This is a genomic window from Variovorax sp. Soil_C_17, from assembly GCF_057657265.1.
Genome location: NZ_JBDGIT010000006.1, coordinates 45,136 through 60,177 on the forward strand (window position 1 = coordinate 45,136; position 15,042 = coordinate 60,177).

Genomic DNA, 15,042 nt, shown 5'->3' on the forward strand with positions numbered 1-15,042 from the left:
TTACTTGCTGCCCCACGTCAACCGAGCGGCGGGGCGCTTGAGCGTGCGCTTGAACTGGCCGTCCGGCGAGGCGATCTGCGCGTCGACCTGTCGCAGGCCCTTGAAAGCGCCGAACAGGCCGAGCTCGATGAACCTGGCCTCAGGGGCCTTGGTGCAGTTGAAGGCGAAGGTGCCGTCGAGGTCGGCATGGCCTTCGCCCGCGCTCGGTTCAGCCTTGCCCAGGCCCAGCGCCGCGGAGCGCAGCGTGACCGGACCGAGCTTGCAATTGGCGGCCGGGTCGATCTTGAACAGCTGGTCGGCCGCGCGCAGCTGCGCGACCACGTCGTCGGCCATCTTCTTTTCGGCCTCGGTCCTGGGCGCATGCTCGTAGCCGACGAAGTTGTCGAGCGGCGATTGCATCTCGATGACGACGGTCGGGCCGTCGATCGCAATGTCGAGCTTGAGCTGGCCATGCACATGGGCGCGCGCCTGCGCCACGGCGGCCAGCGGCGTGGCGGCCATCAGGCCTGCCAGCGTTAACGCGGGAAGAACGCGTTGGAGATTCATGCATTCGCACCTTGCCGGGTCGGCAGTCCCGGCGTGTTGCTCCATTCGCTCCAGCTGCCGGCATAGAGCGCGGTCGGCCCGAGCCCGGCGATCTGCATCGCGAGCACATTCGGCACGGCGCTCACGCCGCTGCCGCAGTGGTGGACGACCGTTGCGGGGTCCCGGCCCGCCAGCAGTGCTTCGAACTCGGCGCGCAGCTGCGCGGCCGGCTTGAACTTGCCCTCGGGGCCGAGGTTCTCGGTGAAGGGCCGGTTCAGGGCCCCGGGGATGTGACCTGCGATCGGGTCCAGAGGTTCCACCTCGCCGCGATACCGTGCCGCCGCGCGCGCGTCGATCAGCGTCTGGTCGGCTTTCTCGAGCCGGGCGGCGACAGTGCGTGTGTCGACCAGGGCCACGAGCGGTTGCTGGGGCACGAAGTTCGACTGGAAGCGCGCCGGCTCGTCGCCACCGCTCGTCGTGCCGCCCGCCGCCTGCCAGGCCTGCAGGCCGCCATCGAGCACGGCCACGGCCTCATGGCCCATCCATTTGAGCATCCACCAGAGCCGGCCGCAGTAATTGGCGCCGTTGCGGTCGTAGACCACGGCCTGCATGTCGTTGGCAAAGCCGACGCTGGACAACCAGGCTGCGAAACGCTCGCGGCTGGGAAGCGGATGCCGGCCACCGGAGGCGGGCGGGCCCTCGTCGGCCTGCGCCACCACCACTTCGCCGCGCGCGCCCGGCACGCCGTGCTTCGCGCTCAAGTCGCTGTCGAGATCGGCGTAGATGGCGCCCGGGATATGCGCCGCCCGGTACTGCTCGATGCCGGCCTCGGGCTTCATCAGGTCGAAGCTGCAGTCGAACACCATCTGCGGTGCATTGCCGCGTTGCAGGGTCATGAGTTCTTCGACGGAGATCAGGGTCGTGTACATGGCAATCCTTCCTTGCTCAATGCTCTTCCGCGGGTGCCTTCGGCAGCGAGCGCTGGCGCAGCACCGTGGCCGCGATGCCGCTGCCGACGATCAATGCCATGCCGGCCCAGCCGCCCGCGTCGATGCGGTCGCCGAACAACACCACACTGTAGATGGCTGCAAAGACAATGCCGGAATATTGCAGGTTGGCCACCACGAGCGTACCGCTTTGGGTCTTGGCGCTGGCATAGGCGCGCGTCATGCACAGCTGTCCCACGGCTGCGAGCACGCCGACCGGCAGCAGCCACATTGCGTGCGCCCAGGTCCATTGCGCCCAGGGCGTGGAACTGCCCAGCACCGTGACGAGGCCGCCCGCCACCGCCGAGCCGAGCGCGAAGTAGAAAACCGTGCGCGACTCGGGCTCGCCCACGCGCGACAGGGCGACCACCTGCATGTAGGCGAAAGCGGCGGTCAGCCCCGACATCAGTCCCACCAGCCCCGCGAAGCCCTGGCTCTCGCCGACGCTGGGCTTGAGCATCAGCACCACGCCGCCGAAGCCCGCCAGCACGGTGAGCACGAGCGCACCTTGCAACGGCGGCCGCGCCACGCGCCCGTCGCGGCCGGGCACCGGCACCCAGGCCAGCAGGGCGCCGCCGACCAGGAAGGCCGCGATCCAGACGCTGCTCATGTAGTTGAGCGTCATCGCGGTCGCCAGCGGCAGGTGCGCGATGGCGTAGAACCAGGCGCCCATCGAGAACACGCCGATCAGGCTGCGCCAGGCGTGCATGCCGGGGTAGGGCGTGGCCAGCGTGATGCCGCGCTGTCGCGCCAGCGCCCACAGGAAGAGCATGCCGATCAGGCCGCGGTAGAGCACCAGCTCGGCGCTCGTGAACCAGGCCGAAGCGATCTTCACGCACACGCCCATGGTGGCGAAAATCAGTGCGGCCAGCACCATCCAGAGGGCCTGCATCCCCCTATGACTTCATCTCGCGGCGGTACCACTCGTGGAACTGCTGCATCCCGTCTTCCATCGGGCTCTGGTAGGGGCCGCTCTCGTCGACGCCGCGCAGCATCAGCGCGCGGCGGCCGGCGTCCATGCGCTCGGCGATCTCGTCGTCTTCCACGCAGGTCTCCATGTAGGCGGCCTGCTGCGCCTCGACGAATTCGCGCTCGAAGGCGACGATTTCCTCGGGGTAGAAGAACTCGACCATGTTGAGCGTCTTCTGCGGTCCCATGGGGTGCAGCGTGGAGACGGTCAGCACATGCGGATACCACTCGATCATCACGTGCGGGTAGTAGGTGAGCCAGATCGCGCCGTACTTGGGCGGCTTGCCCTCGCGGTACTTCAGCAACGCTTCCTGCCACTTCTGGTACACCGGGCTGCCGGCGCGACCCAGGCGGTTGGCGACGCCCACCGTCTGCACCGAGTGGTGGTGGCCGAACTCCCAGCGCAGGTCGTCGCAGGTCACGAAGCTGCCGAGGCCGGGGTGGAAGGGACCGACGTGGTAGTCCTCGAGATACACCTCGATGAAGGTCTTCCAGTTGTAGTTGCACTCGTGCAGCTCGACGCGGTCCAGCGCATAGCCCTCGAAGTCGAGGTCCGCGCGCGGCCCCAGCCGGGCCAGGTCGGCCGCGACATCGCGCCCGACGCCTTGCGGGTTCTGCTCGAAGAGCAGGCCGTTCCATTCGGTCAGCGGGTAGTTGTGCAGGTCCAGGCAGGGGTCCTGCGCGAAATGCGGGGCGCCGATCAGCTTGCCGGTGGTGCGAGGGTCGGCTGCCGCATAGGTCCAGCGGTGCAGCGGGCACACGATGTTGCCGCCGCCGGCTTGCGGATCGAGCTGGCCGCGGCCCTGCAAGATCAGCGCCTGGCGATGCCGGCACACGTTGGAGATCAGCTCCACGCCCTTGGGCGTATGCACCAGCGCACGGCCCTGCTGCTCCTGCGGCAATGCGTGGTAGTTGCCCGGCTCGGGCACGGCGAGCCGGTGGCCGACGTAGCGCGGGCCGCCGGCGAAAAGCGTTTGCAGCTCGCGGGCGTAGAGCGCCTCGTCGAAGTACGCGGAAACCGGAAGTTGGCTCGAAGCCTGCTGCAGTTGAAGACTTAAATCAGACATGGGTGACCTGACCAAGCTCCCCACAGGGAGAAAAACGAGAAAGAGGTGCCGCTGACGGGTGGGCGCCCCGAAGAAAATCGCCGGCAGGCGCCGGCGCGAGAGCGGGCGATTGTACCCCGGGAAAAATCGGCGTGCCGCTGCTTTACCCGCAGGCTGCGCGTCCCGGCAGGCCGCGCCGGCCCCCCCGGAGCCGGGCCGCGGAGCCCCCGCCCTAAAATGCCCTGTTTCATCCCCCATCGCCGAATGCCCAAGGTGCCTCCTCCCTCCCCACCAGCGTCCTCGCCCGCCGCCCTCGACACCGGTGCGCTGCCTGCGAGCTACGAAGCCGGGCTCCAGGAACTCGAACAGCTGGTGGCCGAGCTCGAATCGGGGCAACTGCCGCTCGACCAGCTGCTCGGCAGCTACCAGCGGGGCGCGGCGCTGCTGGCCTTCTGCCGCGACAAGCTGCAGGCGGTCGAAGATCAAATCAAAGTGCTCGACGCGAACGGCCTCAAGGCCTGGGCAGGCGAATGAGCGCCGCCCGGTCGCACGAAGGCGCTCGCCCCCTCCTCCAGGAGGAGGTGCGCGAAGTACAAGAAGCCACGAGCCTGGGGGAGGCTACCCCAGATGCCGGCGACGCCTTGCGCTGGGACGCGCGGCGCCTCGCAGCCTGGAGCGAACCGCTGCTGGCGCGCGTCGAGGCCGCGCTCTCGCAATGGGTCGGCGTCGATGCGCCCGTGCTGCTGGGCGATGCGATGCGCTATGCGGTGCTCGACGGCGGCAAGCGGCTGCGGCCCTTGCTGGTCTTCGCCGCCAGCGAGGCGGCGGATGGGCAGGCCGAGGCCGCGCTGCGCGCGGCCTGCGCGGCCGAGCTGATCCATGCCTATTCGCTGGTGCACGACGACCTGCCGTGCATGGACAACGACGTGCTGCGCCGCGGCAAGCCCACGGTGCATGTGAAGTTCGGCGAGGCCGATGCACTGCTGGCCGGCGATGCCCTGCAGGCCCTGGCCTTCGAACTGCTCACGCCCGAGCGCGAAGACATCGCGCCCGCGGTGCAAGCCCGGCTCTGCCGCCTGCTGGCGCGCGCAGCCGGCAGCCAGGGCATGGCGGGTGGCCAGGCGATCGACCTGGCCAGCGTCGGCCTTGCTCTCGACGAGGCCCAGCTGCGCGAGATGCATCGCCTGAAGACCGGCGCCCTGCTGCAGGGCAGCGTCGAGATGGGCGCGGCCTGCGGCACCCTCGATGCCGAAGCGCTCGATGCGCTGCGTGCCTACGGCGCCGCCATCGGGCTGGCCTTCCAGGTGGTGGACGACATCCTCGACGTCACCGCCGATTCGCAGACCCTCGGCAAGACCGCCGGCAAGGACGCCGCGAGCGACAAGCCCACCTACGTCTCCTTGCTCGGACTCGACGGCGCGCGTGCCCAGGCCCATGAGCTGCTCGCCCAGGCGCTGGAAGCGCTCGACCGCAGTGCGCTGCCCGACACCGGCGCCCTGCGTGCGCTGGCCTACATGGTCGTGGACCGCGATCGATAGACAACTACAAAGCCCATGTCCCCGCTGCTCCCCACCCTCCACGATCCCTCCGCCCTGCGCCATTTCGACCGCGCCCAGCTCAAGCAGCTGGCCGACGAGGTGCGCAGCTGCGTGCTCGACAACGTCTCGCGCACCGGCGGGCACCTGAGCTCCAACCTGGGGACGGTCGAGCTCACGGTTGCGCTGCACCACGTCTTCAACACGCCGCATGACCGGCTGGTGTGGGACGTGGGCCACCAGACCTATCCGCACAAGATCCTCACCGGCCGCCGCGAGCGCATGCCCAGCCTGCGCCAGATCGGCGGCATCTCCGGCTTCCCGCAGCGCAGCGAGAGCGAGTACGACACCTTCGGGACCGCCCATTCGTCCACCAGCATCTCGGCCGCGCTCGGCATGGCGCTGGCCGCCAAGCAGAAGGGCGAGGACCGGCACGCGGTCGCGATCATCGGCGACGGCGCGATGACTGCCGGCATGGCCTTCGAGGCGCTCAACAACGCGGGCGTGTACGACTGCAAGCTGCTCGTCATCCTCAACGACAACGACATGTCGATCAGCCCGCCGGTCGGCGCGCTCAACCGCTACCTCGCGCAGCTGATGAGCGGCAACTTCTATGCCGCCGCCAAGAACGTGGGCAAGAGCGTGCTGCGCGCCGCGCCGCCGCTGTTCGAGCTGGCCAAGCGCCTGGAGCAGCATGCCAAGGGCATGGTGGTGCCTGCCACGCTGTTCGAGCAGTTCGGCTTCAACTACGTGGGCCCCATCGACGGCCACGACCTCGACTCGCTGGTGCCCACACTGGAGAACCTCAAGCACCTGCATGGCCCGCAGTTCCTGCACGTCGTCACCAAGAAAGGGCAGGGGTACAAGCTGGCCGAGGCCGACCCGGTGGCCTACCACGGGCCGACCAAGTTCGATCCCGCCATCGGACTGGTCAAGCCCGCGACCGCGCCCAAGCAGACCTTCACGCAGGTCTTCGGCCACTGGCTGTGCGACATGGCCGCGCAGGACAGCCGGCTGGTCGGCATCACGCCGGCGATGCGCGAGGGCTCGGGGCTGGTGGAGTTCGAGCAGCGCTTTCCCGAGCGCTACTACGACGTCGGCATTGCCGAGCAGCACGCCGTCACCTTCGCGGCGGGCCTGGCCTGCGAGGGGCTCAAGCCGGTGGTCGCGATCTACTCGACCTTCCTGCAGCGCGGCTACGACCAGATGATCCATGACGTGGCGATCCAGAACCTGCCGGTCGTCTTCGCGCTCGACCGCGCGGGCCTGGTGGGCGCCGACGGCGCCACCCATGCGGGCGCCTACGACATCGCCTTCATCCGCTGCATCCCCAACATGAGCCTGGCCTGCCCGGCCGACGAGGCCGAATGCCGCCAGCTGCTTTCCAGCGCCTTCGCGCAGGACCATCCGGTGGCGGTGCGCTATCCGCGCGGTGCGGGCGCCGGCGTCGCGACGCCGCCCGGACTCGAGCCGCTGCCCTTCGGCAAGGGCGAGCTGCGCCGTTCGGGGCAGCGCATCGCGATCGTGGTCTTCGGCACCTTGCTGCATGCGGCGCTCAAGGCCGCCGAGGCGCTCGATGCCACGGTGCTCAACATGCGCTGGGTCAAGCCGCTCGATGTCGAGCTGCTGCTGAAGACCGCGGCCGCGCACGAATGCATCGTGACGCTCGAGGAGGGCGCCGTGATGGGCGGCGCAGGCAGCGCCGTCATCGAGGCGCTGCAGGCGGCCGATGTGCAACTGCCGGTGCTGCAGCTCGGACTGCCCGACCGCTTCATCGAGCATGGCGATCCGGGCAAGCTGCTGGCGAGCATCGGGCTCGACGCGGCGGGCATCGAGCAATCGATACTCGAGCGCTTCGGCGCCGGCGAGCCCGCAGGGAAAACCCGCCCCGGTGCGCTGTAAGCACTTTTTACAATCTCGCTGCCTCGACAGCGATGTCGGCAACGCGGCCACGAGCCGCGTTCTTGTTTTTTCCAAGCACTCGGAGTCAACCTCAATGGATCGTCGTTCCCTCATCAAAAACGCAGGCATCGCCGGCGTCCTCGCTGCCGGCATCGCGCCCGCAGTCCACGCGCAGGCGGCCGTGCGCTGGCGCCTGGCCTCGAGCTTTCCCAAGTCGCTGGACACCATCTTTGGGACGGCCGAGACGTTCTCGAAAAAGGTGAGCGACATGAGCGGCGGCAAGTTCCAGATCTCGGTGCATGCCAGTGGTGAGTTGATGCCGGCCTTGGGTGTGCTCGACGGGGTCCAGAACGCTTCGGTCGAGATTGCGCACACCGCGCCGTACTACTTCTATGGCAAGGATCCGACCTTCGCGTTGGGCTGTGCGGTGCCTTTCGGCATGAACACGCGCCAGATGAACGCATGGATGTACGAAGGCAATGGCCTGAAGCTGATGCGCGACTTCTACGCCAAGTACAACGTCATCAACCTGCCGGGCGGCAACACGGGCGCGCAGATGGGCGGCTGGTTCCGCAAGGAAATCAAGTCGCTTGCCGACCTGAAAGGCCTGAAGTTCCGCACCAACCCGATCGCGGGCAAGGTGCTCGAACCCTTCGGCATGATTCCGCAATCGATCCCGGGTGCCGATCTGTACCCCGCGCTCGAAAAGGGAACGATTGATGCGCTCGAGTGGGTCGGCCCATACGACGATCAGAAGCTTGGCTTCAACAAGGTTGCGCCGTTCTACTACTACCCCGGCTGGTGGGAAGGCGGTCCGCAGCTGGACTTCTATATCAACAACAAGGCATGGGAAGCCCTGTCGGCAGAGTACAAGGCCATCGTCGAAGTGGCGGCCGCGCATGCCCACGTCACGATGACGGCCAAGTACGATGCCAAAAACCCGATCGCCCTCAAGCAGCTGGTCGGTTCCGGTACCAAGCTGCGCCCCTTCACGCAGGACGTGATGAACGCGGCCTTCAAGTCGTCCCAGCAGATCTACGCGGACCTGAACAACAGCAACCCGGAGTGGAAGAAGGTTTACACCGACTACGCCAAGTTCCTGGCCGACCAGAATGCCTGGTTCCGCTTCACCGAAGGCACCTACGATCGCTTCATGCAGCAGCAGAAGCTGTAAGCGCCGCGCCTCGCTTCCTGATGCGAACAAGCCCCGCCGGTTACGGCGGGGCTTTTTTCTTTTGGTGCGCCCAAGGCAAGAGGGGGCCACAAGATTGCGCGACAAAAAACGAGTTTTTGATAGCCCCTGGCTCGGCTACAGTCCGCGCCACATCAAGAAGCCAGGGTCCCATGAGAAAGAAAAATTCCGCTGCATTGCCAGCGCACGCATCGAGTTCGCACGCATCGATGCCATCCGATCGCCGTGTATCGATCCGGATTCCGTTCCGCACAGTCCTCGCCGCTTGCCTGTGCGCCGCCACGCTCGCTGGCGCTCCCGCCTATGCCGGTTCCGTGAGCTACACGTATGACGCGCTGGGCCGCCTGGCCAGCACCGTCTACAGCAACGGTACCTCCACCAACACGATCACCTACAGCTTCGACGCCGCAGGCAATCGCACCTCGGTGGTGACCACTTCGCCGTAGCCAGTCGGCTCTCGCTGCACGTCGCAATGCGTGCAGCAAGTTCTCCAACAAAAAACCTCGGGGAGTTCCCATGTCCAAGCTCGCGCGCGCCTGCGCCGTTGTCGTGGTCGTTGCCACATCGCTTGCAGGCGGCATCGCTGCCCAAGGACGGTGCCAAGGATGCCGGTGCGTCCGCCCGTGGCGCAGGCCCAGCCGGCAACACCAGCGAGTTCGCTCCCGCCCCGGGCGTGCTGCGCGCCAACATGCCCCCGGTCAGCTTCGCCGACGCCGAGCGCATCCTGAAGGCGAGGGTCCTTCCGGCCAACCTCAATCAAGGCGTCCCTGCGGCTCCCAAGACCAGCAAGACCTCGGCCTCGACCTCGGCCTCGACCGCGGTCATGAAGATCTCCGGCGATGCCAACGCCCTGGGCCCGGCTTCCATCGCCGAGCTCGCGCGCTCCCTGCGCCACCACCCCGACCTCATCTACCAGTACGTCCGCAACAACATCGAGTACTACCCCGTCTTCGGATCGCAAAAGGGCGCCCTCGGCACAGTGCTGGACAACCAGGCCACCGCCCACGACCAGGCCACCTTGATAGTCGAGCTGCTGCGTGCCTCGGGCGTCGAGGCCAACTACGTGCGCGGCATCGCCAAGCTCAGCGCCGCGCAGCTGGCCGAGTGGTGGGGCGTGAGCATCGCCAACGCCTGCGGTGTCCTGTCGCTCCTCGGCCAGGCCCAGATCCCCGTCTACGAGATCAACGCCACCAGCGCCGGCAGCTGCCCCGGCAACGGAGGGGGCGCGTGAGAACGGCTCGTTGTCGTCCGAGCAACGGCTTCACCTTGCTCGAACTCCTGGTCGTCATGGTCATCATCGGCCTCCTCGCCGGCATCGTCGGCCCGCGCCTGTTCGGCAACGTCAGCAAGTCCGAGGTCACCACCGCCAAGGCCCAGATCGATGTCTTGGGCAAGGCGCTCGACCACTTCCGGCTCGACATGGGGCGCTACCCCACCAACCAGGAAGGCCTGGCTGCCCTGATGGTTCCCACGGCCGGCGACCCGCGGTGGCGCGGCCCGTACCTGCGCAAGGACGTGCCGGCGGACCCCTGGGGCATGCCGTACCAGTACCGCTACCCGAGCAGCAAGCAGCCCGATGATTTCGAGCTGCTGTCCTTCGGGCGCGACAAGCTGCCGGGCGGCGACGGCGACAACGCGGACATCGGGCGCTGACCGCCATGGCGACCTTGTTCAAGGTGTGCGGTCTCGGCGCGCAGGGCGAGTTGCTGGAGCGCAGCGTGCATGCCGGCGACCGCGAAGAAGCCGAACGGGCGGCGCGATCGATCGGCCTGAAGGTGCTGGACGTGCGGGCCCAAGGCTTTTTCAGCGCGCCGTCGTTCGCCGCTCGCATCGGCCCCACAGGCGATGGCGCCGGCAGCTTCGACCTCGCACTCTTCGCGCACGAGCTCGCAACCCTGCTGGGCGCCGGCCTGTCGCTGATCGAGATCCTCGAAACGCTGGCCGAGCGCGAGAAGGGGCACGCGCGTGCAGGCCAGGTGCTGGGCGAACTGGTGCGCCGCATGCAGGAAGGGCAGGCGTTCTCCGCCGCACTGCGAACCTTTCCTTCGGTCTTCCCGGAACTGTTCGTCGCCTCGGTCGCTGCCAGCGAGCACACGGGCGAACTGGCCCACGCCTTGCAGCGCTACCTGCGCTACCACGAGCAGCTCGGCGCGATCCGCCGGAAGATCGTCAGCGCCTCGCTCTATCCGGCCATGCTCTGCGTGGTCGGGTCGGCCGTGGCGCTGTTCCTGCTGTGCTTTCTGGTGCCGCGTTTCAGCCGCGTCTACGAGGGGATGGAAGACCGCTTGCCGCTGGCTTCGCGATGGCTCATGCAATGGGGCGGCTTCGCGTCGGAGTATTGGGCGCCGATCGTCGCGGCTTCGGTCGCGAGCATCGTGGCGGCGCTGACGGCGAGCGCGCAGCCGTCCGTACGCCGCCGGCTGGGCTCGGCCGTGCAGCGCAATCGCTGGATCGGGGCGCGGCTGCGGCTCCTGCAGCTGTCGCGCTTCTACCGATCGCTCGGGCTGCTCCTGAGCGGCGGCATTCCCGTCACCAAAGCCTTGGGCATGGCGCAGGCGTTGTTGCCCCTCTCGTTGCGCGGCGCCGCGGGCGCGGCCACGCTGGAGGTGACGCAGGGCCGCAGCCTGAGCGACGCGCTGCAGTCGGCGGCCTTGACCACCTCGGTCGCGCTGCGCCTGCTGCGCGCGGGCGAACGCAACGGCCAGATGGCAGAGATGCTGGAGCAGGCCGCGGCCTTCCACGACACGGAGATGGCGCACTGGATCGACCGCTTCACGCGGCTTTTCGAGCCGGTGCTGATGCTGGTCATCGGCCTGGCCATCGGCGGCATCGTGATCCTGCTGTATCTGCCGATCTTCGAACTTGCCGGGAATCTGCAATGAGATCTTCGGTGACAACACCCAAACGAGCGCCCAGTGCCCTCACCCCAGCCCGCTCCCGCAAGCGGGAGAGGGCGCAAGAGGCAGCGCGCAGCGCCGGAGCCGATCGATGAGCGCGCTCGAACTGCGGACGCTCACGCTCGGCGAGCTGAGCGCGATGACGCCGGACTTCTCCCTGCTGAGCTACGGGGAATGCCTCGAACGCGAATGCCTGCTGGTCGCGGACGGGCGGGACGTGCGCTATTTCGTGAGCGCGAATCCGCTCGACGAAGCGCTCTGCACCTGGGCGAGCTTCAAGATCCCGGGCGGCTTCGCGCTGGCCCTGGCCCATCCGGCGGAGCTCAAGGCGATGCTGTCGCGACTCGAGGCGCACGGGCAGGCGATCGCGCAGGTCATTCGCCTGGAGCATGCCGGTGTGCCGCACGCCGCGAACGAAGAGATCACGCTGAAGTCGATCGCCAGGGACGAGAGCCAGGTGGTGCGGCTGGCGAACTCCACGCTTTACGACGCGCACAAGAGCGGTGCCAGCGACATCCACTTCGAGAACACGACGCAGGGCCTCGTCATCAAGTACCGCATCGACGGCGTGCTGTCGCAGGCCCGGCAGCTGCCCGACGCCAGATTGGCCGAGCAGGTGGTCTCGCGCGTGAAGGTGATGGCGGAGCTCGACATCGGCGAAAAGCGCATCCCGCAGGACGGGCGCTTTGCGGTGAACATCGCAGGTCGCGACATCGACTTTCGGGTGTCGGTCATGCCCGGCCTGTTCGGCGAGGACGCGGTGCTGCGAATCCTCGACAGGCAGTCGCTCTCGGCCGAGCTCGCGCGGCTGACGCTCGAGGTGCTGGGCATCGATGCCGGTGCGCAGCGCACGATCCGCAAGCTGGCGAGCCAACCCTACGGGATGCTGCTGGTGACCGGGCCGACCGGCTCGGGCAAGACGACGACGCTGTACGCGACGCTCAGCGAGATCAACCGCGGCGACGACAAGATCATCACGATCGAAGACCCGGTCGAATACCAGCTGCCGGGCGTGTTGCAGATCCCGGTCAACGAGCGCAAGGGCCTCACCTTCGCCAAGGGCCTGCGTTCGATCCTGCGCCACGATCCCGACCGCATTCTCGTGGGCGAGATCCGCGACCGCGAGACGGCGGAGATCGCGGTGCAGGCCGCGCTGACGGGGCACCTGGTGTTCACGACGGTTCATGCCAACAACGTGTTCGACGTGCTGAGCCGATTCAGGCACATGGGCGTGGATGCGTACAGCTTCGTCACGGCCTTGAACGGCGTGGTGGCGCAGCGGCTGGTGCGTCTGAACTGCCCGCATTGCAGCGAGGCGTGCGAACCCGACGAGGAATTGCTGCGCGCGTCCGGTCTGGAGCGCGGCGCTCTCGCCGGGCATCTGCTGCGGCAGGGCCGGGGATGCGCCCATTGCCGCGGCACCGGGTACAAGGGGCGCCGTGCCCTGACCGAGGTGCTCGTGCTCGACGACGACATGCGCGAGCTCATCCTGCAGCAGGCACCGATCGCGCAGCTCAAGGAGGCCGCGCGCGCACATGGCATGGCCTTCATGCGGCAGCAGGCGATCGAGGCGGTCAAGCAGGGCCAGACCACCTTGCAGGAGATCAACCGTGTCACCTTCGTGGCGTAGCGCCCGCTTCCGCGTGCATCTCTCGGCCGGCGCGTTGGCGGCGTGCGAGGTGCAAGGCCGTGGGCGCGGCGCGCGGGTGCTCCGCAAGGCGCGTTTCGGCTACGAACCGGGCGCGCGCGGGACGGCCATGCTGTCGCTGCGCGAATGGATCGGCGGCGAGACGCGTCGGCGCAGGCCGTTGCTCGAGTGGGTGCTGGGTGCCTCGGAGGCGCGCTACCTGATGCTGCCGTGGACACCCGATCTCGCCGATCCGGGTTTTCGTGATGCGCTGGCGGCGGCGCTGTTCGAGCAGCAGTTCCGGCACGACCCCGCGCTGTTCGCAGTGCGCTTTGCCGTGCCGGTGTACGGACAAGCGCAGCTGGCCGCCTTCGTGCCGAAGGAACTGGTCGCAGAGATCGGTGCGCACGCGAGCGAATCGCACTGCGGCGTGTCGCGCATCGAGCCGGCCCTTGCCCTGGTGTGGGCGCGTTTCCGGGCGCTGTTGCGCAAGGAACGGGGAACGCTGTTGCTGATCGACGGCGAGCGCCAGCTGGTCGTGCGCCACGATCGAGGGCAGATCGGCCACGTGTCGCTCCGGCCCTTCGGCGTCGTGACGACCGCGGCGCCTGCCGTGGCAGGTGCTGGCGATGAAGCGCTGAGGGTGTTCTCGTCGCATCCGGCCGCCGCGGCTGTCGCGGCACCCGCTGCCGCGTTGCTGCTCGCCGACGGCAGCGGCTTCGTTGCAGCCCACGACGCCGACTACGCCTTCGCGCTGTGCGGGGTGTTCTGATGGCGATGGGCATGGACTTCGCACCGCGGCCCACCTGGCGCAGGACCGGCATCGTGGTCCTGCTGGCCGGCGCCATCGGCAGCGCGCACGCGCTCTGGCAGCGCCATGCACTCCTGCAGCAGCGGACCGCGGTGCTGTCGCAGATCGAGGCGCAACAACGCGTCGCCGTGAAGCATCGGCCATCTGATCTGCGGGTGGCGCGGCCCGAGGCCAGGGTGGAGATGGAGACGCTGGTTGCCGGCTTGCAGCGTCCGTGGCAAGCGATGCTCAACGCGCTGCAGGCCGCCATCAAGGACGACGTTTCCGTCACGCGCGTGCAGCCGGAAGCCGATGCGTTCCGCCTGCGCATCGCAGGCCAGGCGGACAGCAGCCGGGCCTTCGTCGATTTCGTGCAGCGGCTTCAGGACGACGCATCCTGGCGCGTGGTCGAGCCGCTGTCCGAGGCGCGGCAGCCCGAAGCAGGCGAGAGCGGCAAGGCGCTGACTTTCGTGCTGGCCGCGGAGTGGCGGCAGCCATGAATGCCGTCATCGGCCGTGCCCGATGGATGGTGCGCCGCGCGTGGGCACACGCGGAGGGTCCGGTGTTCGCGGGCGCCGCTGCCCTGGCCCTGTGGATGGGGCTGCTATTCATCGTGAACAAGCCGCTTCGCCACGAGATCGATGCCTTGCGCGCGAGCGCTGCGTCGCAGACCGCGGCCGCGACGGAAGCCGCAGTGCCGCGCGCAGCGCCGCCTGGATCTCCCGAGCGCGTCGATGCCTTTCTGGCCTTCCTGCCGCCGGTCGACGTGCGGGAGCAGCAGTTGCAGACCCTGCACGCGCTGGCCGGAGAAAGCGGCGTGACGCTGTCGCGCATCGAGTACACGCACGGCCGCTTGCAGCATCTGCCGGTTCGAAGCCTGTCGATGCAGATGTCGCTCGTGGCCGGATATGCGCCGTATCGGAAGTTTCTGCACAGCCTTCTGGCGAGCATGCCCAACCTGGCCATCGACCGCATCGCGATGGAGAAGTCGCCGGAGCAGCCGGACCGCCTGGCCGTGCGGCTGGACGCCAGCCTGTACTACCGCCAGGCCGGCGACGCGCGGGCGCGATGAACACGCCGGCCTTTTCCAAGCCGCTGCAGGCGGCGCTGTGGCTGACCGCGGTGCTGACGCTGCTGGCCTTGCTGAAGCCCGACGGCGCCGGCGCGCCCGCCGCGGAAGCGCCGGCGCGACGAGAACACGCGTCGCCGGCGGGTGGCGATGCAACCGCGCCTGCTGCGCCGTGGATTCGCGTGCCCGAAGAAGCGTGGATGCCGCCAGAAGCCCGGCAGCAGGCAGCGCTCGCGCCGCCCGCGCCGGTGCCGGACCCGGTGCCGCCGCCGGTTCCGATGCAGCCCCCCGCGCCGATGGCGCCCGAGCCCGCGATGAGCTATCTCGGGCGCCTCGAGCAGGACGGCCGCAGCTACGTCTTTCTCGGCACCGGGGCCGATCCGCGGGTCGTCGAGATCGGCAGCACGATCGACGGCCTCTGGAAGGTGGAGAAAGTCACCGCGACGCAGGTCGAACTGCGCTACCTGCCCTTGAACCAGATCCGCTTCATCGCGGTGCAATGAA

At 68.3% G+C, this 15,042-nt stretch carries 17 protein-coding genes; 13 read left to right on the plus strand and 4 right to left on the minus strand.

What is annotated here, in order from left to right; translation table 11 throughout:
• Genes AC3A6Y_RS24980 through AC3A6Y_RS24995 form a run of 4 tightly spaced genes read right to left on the minus strand, consistent with a single transcriptional unit; the run spans nucleotide 1 to nucleotide 3,547 of the window.
• A complete protein-coding gene (locus AC3A6Y_RS24980) occupies nucleotides 1-546 on the minus strand; it encodes a DUF2796 domain-containing protein (RefSeq protein ID WP_487870936.1) in 546 nt (181 codons plus the stop codon).
• A complete protein-coding gene (locus AC3A6Y_RS24985; RefSeq protein ID WP_487870937.1) occupies nucleotides 543-1,454 on the minus strand; it encodes a sulfurtransferase in 912 nt (303 codons plus the stop codon). The genes AC3A6Y_RS24980 and AC3A6Y_RS24985 overlap by 4 nt, the downstream gene beginning before the upstream one ends.
• A 16-nt stretch (nucleotides 1,455-1,470) precedes the next feature.
• Nucleotides 1,471-2,403, minus strand: coding sequence for a DMT family transporter (locus AC3A6Y_RS24990; protein ID WP_487870938.1), 933 nt, complete (start codon nucleotides 2,401-2,403; stop codon nucleotides 1,471-1,473).
• A gap of 4 nt (nucleotides 2,404-2,407) precedes the next feature.
• Nucleotides 2,408-3,547, minus strand: a complete 1,140-nt coding sequence (locus tag AC3A6Y_RS24995) for an aromatic ring-hydroxylating oxygenase subunit alpha (protein ID WP_487870939.1) — start codon at nucleotides 3,545-3,547, stop codon at nucleotides 2,408-2,410.
• A 243-nt stretch (nucleotides 3,548-3,790) separates the two neighbouring features.
• On the opposite strand from AC3A6Y_RS24995, the gene xseB reads away from it, so the two are divergent.
• From xseB to AC3A6Y_RS25060, 13 genes are all read left to right on the plus strand, one after another.
• A complete protein-coding gene (gene xseB / locus AC3A6Y_RS25000) occupies nucleotides 3,791-4,060 on the plus strand; it encodes an exodeoxyribonuclease VII small subunit (RefSeq protein WP_487842280.1) in 270 nt (89 codons plus the stop codon).
• 107 nt (nucleotides 4,061-4,167) lie between these two features.
• A complete protein-coding gene (locus tag AC3A6Y_RS25005; protein WP_487871177.1) occupies nucleotides 4,168-5,064 on the plus strand; it encodes a polyprenyl synthetase family protein in 897 nt (298 codons plus the stop codon).
• Nucleotides 5,065-5,079: 15 nt separating this feature from the next.
• Entirely contained in the window at nucleotides 5,080-6,963 is a 1,884-nt protein-coding gene (dxs, locus tag AC3A6Y_RS25010; protein WP_487870940.1) for a 1-deoxy-D-xylulose-5-phosphate synthase, read from the plus strand.
• Between the two features lie 94 nt (nucleotides 6,964-7,057).
• Nucleotides 7,058-8,137 (plus strand): TRAP transporter substrate-binding protein, encoded by a 1,080-nt coding sequence (locus AC3A6Y_RS25015; protein ID WP_487871178.1) that lies wholly within the window; start codon nucleotides 7,058-7,060, stop codon nucleotides 8,135-8,137.
• A 332-nt stretch (nucleotides 8,138-8,469) separates the two neighbouring features.
• Nucleotides 8,470-8,601, plus strand: coding sequence for an RHS repeat domain-containing protein (locus AC3A6Y_RS25020; RefSeq protein WP_487870941.1), 132 nt, complete (start codon nucleotides 8,470-8,472; stop codon nucleotides 8,599-8,601).
• 122 nt (nucleotides 8,602-8,723) lie between these two features.
• Nucleotides 8,724-9,386: a transglutaminase domain-containing protein gene (locus AC3A6Y_RS25025; RefSeq protein WP_487870942.1), complete on the plus strand. Its 663-nt coding sequence runs from the start codon at nucleotides 8,724-8,726 to the stop codon at nucleotides 9,384-9,386.
• Nucleotides 9,383-9,808 carry a type II secretion system major pseudopilin GspG gene (gene gspG / locus AC3A6Y_RS25030; RefSeq protein WP_487870943.1) on the plus strand — a complete coding sequence of 142 codons (426 nt, stop codon included), beginning with the start codon at nucleotides 9,383-9,385 and terminating at the stop codon, nucleotides 9,806-9,808. The genes AC3A6Y_RS25025 and gspG overlap by 4 nt, the downstream gene beginning before the upstream one ends.
• A 5-nt stretch (nucleotides 9,809-9,813) precedes the next feature.
• Nucleotides 9,814-11,037, plus strand: coding sequence for a type II secretion system F family protein (locus tag AC3A6Y_RS25035; RefSeq protein WP_487870944.1), 1,224 nt, complete (start codon nucleotides 9,814-9,816; stop codon nucleotides 11,035-11,037).
• Nucleotides 11,038-11,143: 106 nt separating this feature from the next.
• Nucleotides 11,144-12,682 (plus strand): GspE/PulE family protein, encoded by a 1,539-nt coding sequence (locus tag AC3A6Y_RS25040; RefSeq protein WP_487870945.1) that lies wholly within the window; start codon nucleotides 11,144-11,146, stop codon nucleotides 12,680-12,682.
• The gene (locus AC3A6Y_RS25045; RefSeq protein WP_487870946.1) at nucleotides 12,663-13,451 is read left to right on the plus strand and encodes a hypothetical protein; all 789 of its coding nucleotides are present in this window, start codon (nucleotides 12,663-12,665) and stop codon (nucleotides 13,449-13,451) included. Before AC3A6Y_RS25040 ends, AC3A6Y_RS25045 begins: the two co-directional genes overlap by 20 nt.
• An 11-nt stretch (nucleotides 13,452-13,462) precedes the next feature.
• The gene (locus AC3A6Y_RS25050; RefSeq protein WP_487870947.1) at nucleotides 13,463-13,969 is read left to right on the plus strand and encodes a hypothetical protein; all 507 of its coding nucleotides are present in this window, start codon (nucleotides 13,463-13,465) and stop codon (nucleotides 13,967-13,969) included.
• Nucleotides 13,966-14,541 (plus strand): GspMb/PilO family protein, encoded by a 576-nt coding sequence (locus AC3A6Y_RS25055; RefSeq protein ID WP_487870948.1) that lies wholly within the window; start codon nucleotides 13,966-13,968, stop codon nucleotides 14,539-14,541. Before AC3A6Y_RS25050 ends, AC3A6Y_RS25055 begins: the two co-directional genes overlap by 4 nt.
• Entirely contained in the window at nucleotides 14,538-15,041 is a 504-nt protein-coding gene (locus AC3A6Y_RS25060; RefSeq protein WP_487870949.1) for a hypothetical protein, read from the plus strand. Before AC3A6Y_RS25055 ends, AC3A6Y_RS25060 begins: the two co-directional genes overlap by 4 nt.
• The last annotated feature ends 1 nt before the right edge of the window (nucleotide 15,042 follow it).

Excerpts from the sequence above, each read along its gene's own strand:
- AC3A6Y_RS24980 (WP_487870936.1), bottom strand. The coding sequence starts at position 546 with ATGAATCTCCAACGCGTTCTTCCCGCGTTAACGCTGGCAGGCCTGATG.
- AC3A6Y_RS24985 (WP_487870937.1), bottom strand. The coding sequence starts at position 1,454 with ATGTACACGACCCTGATCTCCGTCGAAGAACTCATGACCCTGCAACGC.
- AC3A6Y_RS24990 (WP_487870938.1), bottom strand. The coding sequence starts at position 2,403 with ATGCAGGCCCTCTGGATGGTGCTGGCCGCACTGATTTTCGCCACCATG.
- AC3A6Y_RS24995 (WP_487870939.1), bottom strand. The coding sequence starts at position 3,547 with ATGTCTGATTTAAGTCTTCAACTGCAGCAGGCTTCGAGCCAACTTCCG.
- xseB (WP_487842280.1), top strand. The coding sequence starts at position 3,791 with ATGCCCAAGGTGCCTCCTCCCTCCCCACCAGCGTCCTCGCCCGCCGCC.
- dxs (WP_487870940.1), top strand. The coding sequence starts at position 5,080 with ATGTCCCCGCTGCTCCCCACCCTCCACGATCCCTCCGCCCTGCGCCAT.
- AC3A6Y_RS25015 (WP_487871178.1), top strand. The coding sequence starts at position 7,058 with ATGGATCGTCGTTCCCTCATCAAAAACGCAGGCATCGCCGGCGTCCTC.
- AC3A6Y_RS25035 (WP_487870944.1), top strand. The coding sequence starts at position 9,814 with ATGGCGACCTTGTTCAAGGTGTGCGGTCTCGGCGCGCAGGGCGAGTTG.
- AC3A6Y_RS25040 (WP_487870945.1), top strand. The coding sequence starts at position 11,144 with ATGAGCGCGCTCGAACTGCGGACGCTCACGCTCGGCGAGCTGAGCGCG.
- AC3A6Y_RS25050 (WP_487870947.1), top strand. The coding sequence starts at position 13,463 with ATGGACTTCGCACCGCGGCCCACCTGGCGCAGGACCGGCATCGTGGTC.
- AC3A6Y_RS25055 (WP_487870948.1), top strand. The coding sequence starts at position 13,966 with ATGAATGCCGTCATCGGCCGTGCCCGATGGATGGTGCGCCGCGCGTGG.
- AC3A6Y_RS25060 (WP_487870949.1), top strand. The coding sequence starts at position 14,538 with ATGAACACGCCGGCCTTTTCCAAGCCGCTGCAGGCGGCGCTGTGGCTG.